This is a genomic window from Dapis hubbardiae BLCC-M172, from assembly GCF_050016015.1.
Taxonomy (GTDB): Bacteria; Cyanobacteriota; Cyanobacteriia; order Cyanobacteriales; family Microcoleaceae; genus Trichodesmium.
This window is the reverse complement of record NZ_JBNHEQ010000042.1, coordinates 26769-39413: the sequence shown is the minus strand read 5'-3', so window position 1 is coordinate 39413 and position 12645 is coordinate 26769. Positions and strand designations below refer to the sequence as shown.

7 protein-coding genes and 1 pseudogene are annotated in these 12645 nt (G+C 35.0%); 4 read left to right on the top strand and 4 right to left on the bottom strand.

From position 1 onward, the window contains the following. Positions 1-365 precede the first annotated feature (365 nt). The 4 genes from ACP6PK_RS04640 to ACP6PK_RS04625 form a co-directional block, all read right to left on the bottom strand. Complete coding sequence (locus tag ACP6PK_RS04640) at positions 366-836, bottom strand: phosphate-starvation-inducible PsiE family protein (RefSeq protein WP_426558174.1); 471 nt, start codon at positions 834-836, stop codon at positions 366-368. A gap of 106 nt (positions 837-942) precedes the next feature. Further along, positions 943-1152: a hypothetical protein gene (locus ACP6PK_RS04635; protein WP_426558172.1), complete on the bottom strand. Its 210-nt coding sequence runs from the start codon at positions 1150-1152 to the stop codon at positions 943-945. A 257-nt stretch (positions 1153-1409) separates the two neighbouring features. Continuing rightward, a complete protein-coding gene (locus ACP6PK_RS04630; protein ID WP_426558170.1) occupies positions 1410-3455 on the bottom strand; it encodes a HAMP domain-containing sensor histidine kinase in 2046 nt (681 codons plus the stop codon). Between the two features lie 148 nt (positions 3456-3603). Continuing rightward, on the bottom strand, positions 3604-7047 hold the full coding sequence (locus tag ACP6PK_RS04625) for a response regulator (protein ID WP_426558168.1): 3444 nt from the start codon (positions 7045-7047) through the stop codon (positions 3604-3606). Positions 7048-7638: 591 nt separating this feature from the next. On the opposite strand from ACP6PK_RS04625, the gene ACP6PK_RS04620 reads away from it, so the two are divergent. The 4 genes and pseudogenes from ACP6PK_RS04620 to ACP6PK_RS04605 all read left to right on the top strand — a co-directional run bounded on the left by ACP6PK_RS04620 (position 7639) and on the right by ACP6PK_RS04605 (position 12520). Then, positions 7639-8571, top strand: a complete 933-nt coding sequence (locus tag ACP6PK_RS04620; RefSeq protein WP_426558178.1) for an NAD-dependent epimerase/dehydratase family protein — start codon at positions 7639-7641, stop codon at positions 8569-8571. 194 nt (positions 8572-8765) lie between these two features. Next, positions 8766-9491 (top strand): annotated as a pseudogene (locus ACP6PK_RS04615) (Uma2 family endonuclease). A gap of 826 nt (positions 9492-10317) precedes the next feature. Continuing rightward, positions 10318-11529 (top strand): calcium-binding protein, encoded by a 1212-nt coding sequence (locus ACP6PK_RS04610; protein WP_426558166.1) that lies wholly within the window; start codon positions 10318-10320, stop codon positions 11527-11529. A 148-nt stretch (positions 11530-11677) separates the two neighbouring features. Further along, a complete protein-coding gene (locus ACP6PK_RS04605; RefSeq protein WP_426558164.1) occupies positions 11678-12520 on the top strand; it encodes a Uma2 family endonuclease in 843 nt (280 codons plus the stop codon). The last annotated feature ends 125 nt before the right edge of the window (positions 12521-12645 follow it).

The window sequence follows — 12645 nt, the reverse complement described above, 5'->3', positions numbered from 1 at the left end:
TGTTTAGCGTTCCGCACAACTTTCCTATCGGAATGCTACGCAAACGTTAACGCTGTGCGACATGGAAAGCGGAGCATTCCCTATACGAAAAAGCGCAGCTCCTCCGCAGGAGGCTAACTGTTAACGTAGTTCCTCCGCAGGAGGCTAACTGATAACTGAAATGACCTATTATTTAAAAAGATTAAACCATATAGCAATCCTAAATTGGTCGTGACAGTTTTAATAATAGTTAATTTGAGCTGAAAACCTTGAAAATTCTGACTCCTGACTCCTGTACGGGCGTTAACGATAGTTATGCGAAGCTAACGGCCGTTCGCCCCTACCACTAAAATATTACAACCGATTAGAGGATTGCTATATCATATTTAATGATGGGATGGAGGCTTTTTTCGTGAGCTAATAATCCAATAACTAATAGATAAAGCAAAAATAGCAAATGCTAATCCAACTAAGGCGTCTCCTCCTTTTTTATCCAAATCATAAATAATAATTTTTCGGGCTACAGCAATTAAAGAAGTAACAATTACTAACTCTAGACTAAAAACGTGCTTATGGAGGTAAGCTGTAATATTTTCTAAAAGTTCCAGAGCAATTAAAATATTTAAAAATAGTCCAAATATTTCAAATAAAGAATCTTTAAATAGAGGATGGGGTGCAAAGAAAAGTTTTTCAGATATAAAAACGACTAGATCGAATACAGCAAAAAGAATCACAGCAATCATAGATAAAGTCAGAACTTTAGAAACTATGATTTCCATAGATTCAATAAATTTGAGGAAAACTTCATCTCGTTCAGGAAGAACAAGATTTTTGATGGTTTTAAGGAACTTATTCATTTTGATATTTAGTATAGAATTGACATAAAATTTGGCAATTAATAGAAATTTATTGAAAGGCACCTTTTTACTATAGAGTTAAAAGAAACCAAGTAGTAGTATAAGTCTATTCTATTTCTGTTTTTTCCATCTCATTAAGCGAGTTTTTACTAGCAGCAATAATCAAAGAGCTTACTCCTGTAAAAGCTATTACTCCGACCAAGGCAGCAATTGATATATTGTGTAATAAAAGTGATAAATTTGCTTTGGATATGGTATAATAAGGTATAGCATTTCCTGAGTTTTTTTCTGGGAAATCATCAGAATTTGATTGCATATTATCACCCTGGTTTTCAATTGTGCCCGATTAGTATACAATTAGTTATGGTCAAATAGCAATTATCAATGTTTTATAGTTTGATTAAGTTCTAGTTAAAATTGGCCTGAAGTGTGGGTATTATTTTAAAACCTTGCCCTTAAAAGCAAGGTATATATAAAAAGCTGTTTGCGTAGCATGACCTAGGATGAGCTGACTGCTAATAGCTGTTAGCTCCGCATTCCGCAGGAAATGGTTACAATTAAAGTGATCAAAATTTAACTATAATCAGAAGTTTGGAGAGTAATAGGTAAAGATATATAAACTGTTGTACCTTGATTTTTACCAGCACTTTCTAGAGTAATATTACCACCCATTAATTCCATCAAACTACGAGAAATTGCTAATCCTAAACCACAACCATTATAAGCACGAGTAGTGGAACCATCCTGCATGACAAAAGATTGAAATAATTGCTGTTGTTGACTAGGTTCAACTCCAATTCCTGTATCTTGAATAGTTACTACTGCAATCGGAATTTCATCGATATAATAAGTATTCATACCAGGTTTAAGCTGAATATCAATAGTAATACTGCCAGTCTCAGTAAACTTAATTGCATTATCAATAACATTTAAAAATATTTGCTTTAGCTTTGTCGGGTCAGCTTCTACAAATATTGATTTAGACATATTAGGTTTGTATAGTTCCAGATTTTTCTGTTGGATTAGAGGTTGTTGAGAATCGATTATTTCACTTAAACATTCAGACAAATTTACTAACTTTTTCTCAATTATAAGTTTGCCTTCTTTAATTTGTACCAAATCCAAAAGTTCATCAATTAAATCCAGCAAATGAATAGCAGATTTATCAGCTTGCTCTAATAATTCAGTTTCTTCTTCTGGGCTATCACAAAAGTTATCAAGGACTAATTTGAGCGAACAAATAATACTATTAAGTGGAGTTCTCAGCTCATGGGAAATATTTTTCATAAACTCATCTTTGTACCTATCAGCCTCCTGTAAAGCAGCATTTTTTCTCTCCAATTCAACAAATGATTTTTCTACTTGCTCTGTCATTTGATTAAATGATTGAGCCAATATTGCTAATTCATCAATGGGCACTTCCTTGACTTTTTGTTCCCAATTCCCAACAGATAAAGAAGTTGCTGCTTCTTTCAAACGTTTAACTGGTCTAATAATTAATTCACAACTAAGTAAACCAAGAAAAATTGCTAGTATAAATGCCATCAAACATAAGGCAACAGTAATCCGAGTATTGGCATAAATACGCCCCATAAAATCTGCTTCTGGAACTACTACTAAAATTAACCAATCTAAACCATATTTATCGCTAAAAGGTACGACTTGTAAAAATTGTTGTTTACCATCAATATCAAACTTCAGTAATGAAGTATTCTGAATTTGATTTAGATCCCCAAACCTGTCTCTGAGATGTTGACTTGCTAAACGAATTAAAGGGTCTTTACTATCTAAAGCGTCTATCAGTTTTGAGTCATTATTGTTATTAATAAAAGAATCGGTTTTGCCTGAACTAGCTATTAGTTCTCCAGAACGGTTTAAAATGAAAGCTTCCCCTGACTTACTAATATTCAATTGCTGTAAAAATTCATGCACTTGAGAAAAAGTGAGAGTAGCATTGACTAAGGCGATGACATTACCATCGTTATCAACTACAGGTCGAGTCGCCATCATTTTTACTTTTTCATCAATTAGGGATGTAAACATCTTACCCCAGGCTGCTTGAGCTGCACCAATACCATCTTGATACCATGGTCGCAAACGGAAGTCATATTGGGGAACTACTTTTGTGCGCTGAGTTCGCCCCCCTTGACTATTGGTAGTATATTCGTGTAGTTCTCCGTTTGTAGATTTGTCTGTAACAATAATATTTAATGCGTTATTGTCTTGGCGACTAACTGCAACCATAGTTCCTGATGTAGATGTAATCCCAATCACGCCAATAGAGTCAAAAGACTGAATTTGATTCCATAAATGAAGTTCGAGATCGTTAGTTGCTTGAATATTAAGTTGATCAAGACGAATAGCATTGACATTTAGTTGATTCACTAAATGGGGAGTTTCTAAATAAATATCCAGTTTCTTCTGAATACGGACTGTAATTTCGTTTTGTAATTGATGAGCTAAGTCGTTGACTGCACGCTTACCATTTGTAAATGACAGATATCCCACTAACCCTACTGCTGAAATGATTTGCAGTACAAATGGGACAATGACTATAGCTCGCAGGGGAAGTTTTGGTGAAAGTTGGCAAAATATAGGGTTTAGTGGTGACTTTTGCATGGTGGCGGCTTGTTTCTTTCTACTTAAGGTTCAATTATATAGGCAGGGAAAAGGGAACAGTTAGAAAAACATTTTCTCGTCTAAGATTCATTAGAGATAATTATTAATTATTAATTGTTAATTATTAATTATTGAATATTCCCTCTTTTTATTTTTGATTCCAGCTTGTAACTCCTTGCCAGTTAGTAGGTACACCTTCTGATAAAAAATTATTCACTCGCTCTAGATAAATTTCTGTGGTTTTATCTTGTGAATTTACTGTTAATACTTTCTGAAAATATTCTTTTGCTATGTTAAATTCTTGCTTTTGATAATATAATACTCCTTGTTCAAAATCTGATTGAACTTGTTTCTTTAACTTTAGCAAATATTCTGTTTCTCCATCCATAACTTCATAAATTTTAATAGGATGATTTCGCCCTTTAACTAGGACTCGATCTAAAAATCGAATTTGATATTGATCTGGATCTGCTAAATTAGTAAATACTGCTTCACTAATTATAATAGAAACTCCATAAAATTTTGTTAGTCCTTCTAAACGAGAAGTTAAGTTGACGTTATCAGAAAAAGCATCACCTTGCATTCTGGCTTTTTCTCCTACCATCCCTACCATCATTTGTCCAAAATGAATTCCAATTCCCACTTTTATTGCTTTATAACCTTGACTTTTTCTAATAAAATTATATTCTCCAACTTCTTTAATTTTAGCAATACCAGCCTTGACTGCATCATCTGCTCCATTGGGAAATACAGCCATCATTCCATCTCCTAAATATTTGACTATAAATCCATAATTATCTCTAACTTTTGGACTTACACGCCCTAAATATGAATTAACAAAATTAAAGTTTTCTTGGGGAGTCATTGTTTCTGAAAGAGCGGTAAAAGAGCGAATATCAGAAAACATTACTGCCATTTCTTTACTGACATGGTTGCCTAATTCAACATCAATTATGGAGTCTTTGCTGAGAAATTTGAGAAATTCATGGGGAACAAATCGACTATAGGAATTGTTAATTTGAGATAATCTAAGATGAGTTTTTAATCTTGCCATTAGTTCATTTTTAGAGATAGGTTTTGTCAGATAATCATTAGCACCAGCATTTAATCCTTCGACCAGATCGTAGACTTGATTTTTAGCAGTTAACATCAGAATTGGTAATTCACTGGGTAAGAAATTTTGACGTAATTTTTGGGTGACTTCATAACCAGTCATTTTGGGCATCATTACGTCTAATAAAATTACATCTGGCTGGCAACCTTGCTCAATTATTTTTAATGCTTCTATGCCATCCATTGCCTGAACTATGGAATAATTTTGTAGGGATAAAATATTCACAAGAACCTGTAAGTTTACTGGTTCATCATCAACAATCATAATTTTAAATTTTGGCGCTGTTTCTGATATTTCTTTTCCATTATTTATTGATTCTCCTTCAGTAGAGAAGACAGTTTCTTTCTCCCTAGTTAATACTATCTGATTATTCTGAGTAATTCCAGGTATATGAGAGTTATTACTAACAGCAACTTCTGTAGATATTGGCATCGTAAAAGTAAATTGAGAACCGATGCCTATTTGAGATTTTACCCAAATTTTTCCCCCATGCAATTCCACAAGTTTTTTGGTCACTGCCAAACCTAAACCTGTACCTCCATATTCACGAGCTGTGGAACCATCAGCTTGTTCAAATGATGCAAATATTCTGTCTAAATTATCTTCAGCAATGCCAATACCTGTATCAGAAATAGTAATTGCTAATTGTTGGTTTTCTCGAATGGGATGTTGATTATTTAATTGTGAGTTTTGTTGTTGATTAATAATCTCTGTAGATATTTCTACTCTCCCAGATTCCGTAAATTTTATTCCATTACCAATCAGGTTATATAAAATTTGATGTAAGCGGTTTTCATCAGCATAAACTGGAGGTAAGTCAGCCGTAATAGAGTTAACTAACTCTAAATTTTTAGTCCCGACTAAAGATTGACAAATAGTGACAACTACTTCTGTTATTTCTCTAATTCCTACAGGTTTTAACTGCAATTCTAAATTTTGATGTTTCAGTTTGGAAAAATCAAGAATATCATTGACTAAATCTGTAAGTCTATGACCACTTTGAGCAATCATTAATAAATTTTTTTGCTGAATTTCTGATAGTTTTCCCGTTGCTCCATCTAACATTGATTCAGCAATTCCAATCATTCCATTCAGAGGAGTACGAAGTTCGTGAGAAGTATTTGCTAAAAATTCATCTTTGAGTTTATCTAAACGTTTTAGTTCATAATTTTTTGTTTCTAAAGTATGAAATGATTCTTGTAATTGCACAGCCATAGTATTAAATGAATGGGCTAATTCTCCTAGTTCATCAGAGTGTTGAACTTCTACTTTTTGTTGCCAATTTCCTTTAGCAAAACTTTTAGCAGCTTTATTTAATCTTAGAATTGGTCTAATTACCCACCGAGAAGTTAAAATTCCACCAGTTATTGCTAATCCTAATGCACCTAAACATAAGAAAATTGTATTGCGTCTTTGAATATAAATTTCCTCCATAAAATCGGCTTCTGGAACTACTACTACAATCAACCAATCAATACCAATACCATATTTTACAGGTTTAATTTCTAGGAAATTTCGTTGACTATTAAATTCAAAACTTAATTGTTTACTTTGATTTATATTAGTTAGACCTAAGAATCTTTTCTGTAAATATTGAGCAGCAGCTTTAATTAATGGTTCACTACTTTCTGAAGATTTCAATCGTTGTAATTTTTTGCCATTAGCTTGAGTCGTAAATAGCACTTCTGAAGTAGAGGTAGCTACCATTAATCCAGAACGTTCGACGATGAATATTTCACCCGATTTACCAATTTTTAAATTCTGTAGAAAATTGCTGATCTTGTCTAAGCTTAAATCAACTGAAAGTACTCCCTGACGAATACTTTTTTGGTCATAGTAAGGTAGTACATGAGCAATTCCTAAATTACTTATTGAACCATCTCCATTAATCCAGGGGTATATTTTACTCCAGGTTGGTATACCTCTTTTTACAGCAGCTTGATACCAGGGTCTTGTTATTGGATTATAATCATATTCTCCTGTTGGTAGTCTGGCTATATTACCTTGATTATCTAAGGGATATTTTTGTAGTTTTCTATTACTAAATTCATCACTAATTCCCAGCTCAAAATTATTTTCATCTAATCTCAATATCCAGATAACTTCTCCTTTCTCACTGCCAAAACCAATGCTACTTACTTGATTAAATAGTCGAGTTTGTTGAAATAGGTATGGTCGCCAAATAATTAAATTGTCTATGTCTAAGTTATTCAAAAGAAGAGCATCTCTATTAATTTGATTAATAATTGGAGGAGTTTTGAGATAATTTTTTAGATGTTGATCGACACGGGTAGTTACTTCACTGAGTAACTGACTAGCAACATTATTAACTGCTTTTTGTCCATTGCGTAATGAGAGCCATCCTGTTAAACCTACAGCAACCATAATTTGCAGGACTATAGGTAACACAAAAACTATCCTTAGAGAAGTTTTTCGATCTTTTACTTCTTTTGATTTATCTGAATATTCAGTTGGCATAATTCATTAATGGATAATGGATAATGGATAATGGATAATTGATAATTGATAATTGATAATTAATAATTGATAATTGATAATTACCTCTGCTTAAAACCGTAACGTAATTGAATATAAGGAAATATCCTAGCACTTTTTTTCTGTTGAAATAGAAGGCTTTATACCTTTATTGATAATGGGTAATGGATAATTCTTTTAAGGAAAACCAAGAAGATTGAATATAAGGAAATATCCTCAGCAGTTTTTCTCTTGAAATAGAAGGCTTTATACCTTGATTTTTCGGTAAATTTACCCTGATGTTACTATATAGCAATCAGGAATGAGATGTGAGAAAAACTGTAGGGGTTTGGTTTCCAAATTCCATTATGTTGACTAGGGTTTGGTGACCAAACCCCTACGATAAATCTTACAACCTATTTAGGATTGCTATAATTTTTCAAGAAAATGACTTATGCCTTATTTAAAAATAATTCTCTTGACTTGAAGTATGGTATATCATAAAAATACAAAAAAAATTTAATATTACTTTTGACTTTTGAGTTGGTAAATAGGTATGATGAAATAATTAACTATTTAGAACAAGAGGGAAAAATGCGAATATTGATTATGGGTGGCACCCGATTCATTGGGGTATATTTAACTAAAATTTTGGTGGAGCAAGGGCATGAAGTTGTGTTATTTAATCGTGGAAATAAACCTGCTCCAGTCTCAGGAATAACAGAAATTCATGGTGATAGAACCGATGCTAGCCAACTCAAAGAAAAATTAGCATCCGAAAAATTTGATGCTGTTTTTGACAATAATGGACGAAAATTAACTGATACAAAACCTCTGGCAGAAATCTTTAAAGGTCAAGTCAAACATTTCGTTTATATGAGTTCTGCTGGAGTTTATTTAAAGTCTGACCAAATGCCTCATATTGAGGGAGATGCTACAGATCCAAAAAGTCGTCATTTAGGAAAATATGAAACAGAAACAGAATTAGCAAATCAAGGTTTACCCTGGACTTCAATTCGCCCGACTTATATCTACGGACCACAAAATTATAATGATTTAGAAGCGTGGTTTTTTGACAGAATTGTACGCGATCGCCCGATTCCAATTCCTGGTAATGGACTTCATATTACTCAATTAGGTCATGTCAAAGATTTAGCAATGGCAATGGCAAATGTTTTAGGAAATGAAAAAGCAATTGGGCAAATTTATAATATTTCTGGAGAGCGTTTTGTCACTTTTGATGGTTTAGCTCGCGCCTGTGCTGAAGCTGCTGGAAAATCTCCTGATTCTATTAAATTAGTACATTATAATCCAAAAGATTTCGACTTTGGAAAAAAGAAAGCTTTTCCATTACGACTTCAACATTTTTTTGCCAGTGTAAATAAGGGAATGATGGAATTAAATTGGCAGCCAGAATATGATTTAATTTCCGGTTTGAAAGATTCATTGGAAAATGATTTTATTGCCTCCGGTCGTGACAAAGCAGAGGTAGATTTTTCAGTTGATGATAAAATTTTGAAAGCGTAATATTCATGGCATTCAAAAGTTAAAAGTAAGAGTTTTAGGATTTACGCAAAAACCGGGTTTATGCTAGGTAGATGTCAGTATGATATGGCATTTCAGATAAACCCGGTTTGCTTTGAAGATGAAAATTTTTTTATACCTAATTAAGCGGATTTGATATCATAAAATCAGCCTATAAAACTTAATGGTGAACCAGTATGGTAAAAAAACTAACTACTGATACCAAACCAGAAATAATTTACTCAGACAGTGACGGTCAACCAATGGCAGATAATACGAAACAGTTTCGCTGGATAGTTACGATCAAAGAAAACCTAGAAATTGTATTTGCTGAAGTTGCTGATGTATTTGTGGCTGGAGACTTCCTGTGGTATCCCGTCCAAGGCAATAATAAAATTCGTATTGCTCCCGATATTATGGTTGTTTTTGGCAGACCAAAAGGCGAACGCGGTTCTTATAAACAGTGGGAAGAAGAAAATATTGCCCCCCAGGTAGTATTTGAGATTTTGTCACCAGGAAACCGCCCTCAAGAGATGATGAAAAAACTGCTGTTTTATCAAAATTATGGAGTTGAAGAATACTATGTTTATGACCCCGATAATATAGATTTTACAGGTTCAATTAAAGTGGGGTAACGTTTAGAAACAATAGAAGAAGAAGAAATAAATGGTTGGGTTAGTCCCCGTTTAGGTATCCGCTTTCAACTGACAACAGAAACTTTGGAAATATACGGACCAGAGGGGCGCAAGTTTATGACTCCTGTAGAATTAGAGCAACTAAGGAAGCAGGAGCAACAACGCGCTGACCAGGAGAAATTGCGGGCTGACCAAGAGAAATTGCGGGCTGACCAACAACAGCAACGTGCTGACCGACTAGCAGAGTTGCTCCGGGAGAGAGGTATCGATCCTGATGAATTATTGTAGTGGACTGTTTCATCTCAAATAGTGCAACAGTAGGGGCGGGTTTTAGTTGCAATTTTCATGGTCACACTAAGATTAAATAAACTCGCTCTAATCCACAAAAATTGATCGGGAGTCAGAATGAAGAAGGAATAAGGAGACAGAATGAGGAGAGAGTCTGCTAAAAGTTTTCAAGATTTGATAGTTTGGCAAAAAGCGCATCCAAAGAATTTTCTGGCTTATCGTACAACTATCTTAACGCTACTTGATAAAAATTGAATAATTACTGTTGATTTCTATAAAAAATTATTAAGGAAGAAATTACATACATCGAAAAGTAGCATATATTATTTATAAAGGCTGGCTCAAGCTAGCCTTGAAAATTAACTTTTGTAAACTATTAATTTATGGCTGTTCAATCAGGTTCAGGCGAACTTAACGTTGACGATATTATTTTTCCGGCTCCCCCCCCCCCAGAAATCCCACGGGTTTCTCTCGTGCGGATGAATGGGATATCACTTTTGATCGAGTTCTAGTTAACGAACTTGCAACTATTGCTTTAACAAGTAACGATAACATTTTTGACTCTTTTTTACAAGTTATCAATGCTGATACAGGTGAAGTTATTGACTTTAATGATGACATAAATTTCCCAGACAACAAGAATTCACAACTCGACTTTTCTATAGATAGAAATATCAACTACAGAATTCGGGTTAGTAGCTTTCGTCCTATAAATTTAGATATTAATAACCCTTATGAGTTAGTTGTAAGAACTGACCTGGGAGATGACAATACAATTACTTTAACTGAGCGCAGCAGTGCATTTGCAAATCCACAAACTGGAACTTTGCTCAATGTAGAAGGTCAATTAAATGCTGATGATTTTATCTTTCCAGTAGGTATGGGGTTTACTCCAGCCGATGAATTTGAAATTAGTGCAACAGCAGTGGGTCCAACTATTAATGTGGCCTTAACCAATATTGAGGCAGACGAAAACAATACTTCGGGTTTTAGCCCACAGGTAGAAGTTGTTAATGCTGACAACGGCAGTATTGTTGCACCAGCAGGTACTTCTACTAGCTTTACATTACCAGGAGGTAATCCCAACCTAAGAGTTCGCGTTACTAACACCACTCCTACTTCAATTGACTCATTGGGTAATTATACCCTCCAAGCGAATATAGTGGGTGGAGGTGAAGTTACGCTAACTCCCCGCGTGATTGACGATAGTATGATTACTCCCGACCCGACAGATCCAACCGACCCAACCGACCCGACAGACCCAACAAACCCTGTCGTCTCTATTGACAGCCCTCAAGGTGACGACAGCAATCCAGGAAACCCTGTTGCTGGCGTAGAAGAAAACGCTGTCAATGAATTCGACGATCGCACAGTCTACCTATTTAGCAATGATGACGATGTAGAAACTGTCCCCGAAGGCCAGACTGATATTCTAGCTCTTTCTGGGAATGACCGAATTACAGGCCGAGATAGTGCAGAACAAATTATTGGCAACAGAGGAGCCGATAGTCTTTTCGGTGAAGGAGGAGCAGATATTCTATGGGGTGGTAGAGGTTCTGATAGTCTAGATGGAGGAGATGGTAGCGACAGCCTCTCAGGTAATAATAACAACGACACCTTCGTTGGTGGAAGTGGCAATGATGTTATCTTCGGAGGCAGAGAAGATGATGTTTTATTAGGTGGAGTTGGCAATGATACATTATCAGGGGACAGAGGGCAAGACATATTAACAGGTGGAGATGGAGCTGATGTGTTTGTAGTGTCTGGTACTTCTGTTTCTCCAACCAATGTAGAAGATGCGGATGTCATAGTAGACTTTGAGCCAGGTGTTGATAAAATCATGCTTCCAGCCAACGTTGCAGCATCTAACCTCACCTTAACCCCTGTGGAACTAGAATTAGATAACCAAGCAACAGCATCATCAACACTAATTGAATTGAATGGTTCATTTTTGGGTATTGTTCAAAACATACAACCTGACGCACTTAATCTTGATGCTGACTTTATTCCAGATAGTCTGAGCGATCTTATTTTTTAAGCACGCCAAACCCAGAGAAAAGGGAGAAATACAACAGAAAGTCCCCCTTATTCAGGGGGATAATCAAGGGATCGATGAGTTCCCAGGCAACCTCTGACACCCTTGGTATAATATTACTAAATAATTACCAAATCAATCTGGAGGAACTATGTCAGAAAAATTGACTCTTCTGCCCCATGAATATCCAGATACCAGTAATATGATTCTGGAGGATGATACTCCCTTGGATAGTTTTATTAATGAAAAACAACAACGTCTCCTCACAACTGTATTTTATAGCGGTGCTGAAATACCTATAAATGCTCCTTTTATTGTTGCTGCAAATGTCGGTTTATTTTCTCATATCCGAGATTCAGGAATTGTGCCGGATGTGTTTTTAAGCTTAAATATTATTGGCAGTGAAGAATGGTGGGAACGTAATGTTCGTTCTTATTTATTCTGGGAATTTGGTAAGTCACCTGATGTGGTAATTGAAATTGTTTCTCCTACTCCCGGCAATGAATTAGGAAGTAAATTCACAGACTATGCTCAGTTACGAATACCTTATTATGTTGTCTACGATCCATTGCAAAAACTAAGTGAAACTGTACTGCAAGTATTTCAACTTCATGGTAGTTCTTATATTCCTAAAAATGATGCTTGGTTTGCTGATTTCAATTTAGGATTAACTCTTTGGAATGGTGTGTTTGAAAATCTGAATGGTACTTGGTTACGTTGGTGTGATGAGTCTGGGAATGTCATTAAAACAGGAGATGAAATAGCAGCAGAAAAAAATCTGGAAATATCTCAAAAGGATGCTGAGATATCCCAAAAAGATACTGAAATATCCCAAAAGGATGCTGAGATATCCCAAAAAGATGTTCAAATTAAACAGGCGTTATTATTGGCAATTGAAATGGGATTGAAACTCAAGTTTGGTGATGCATACATGGGAAGATTATCTGAGATTTCCCAAATAGAGAATCTGAAATTGTTGGAGGCGTTAGCGTAGCTTTGCGTCAGCAATCGCTTCTCAAATTCCCCAGATTTCCTCAACGGATAAATTGCGAAAACTATATTCTGAATAGCTTAAAAATTGGGTGCATATTCCGCACCCTAACTCTTCAATTATATCAT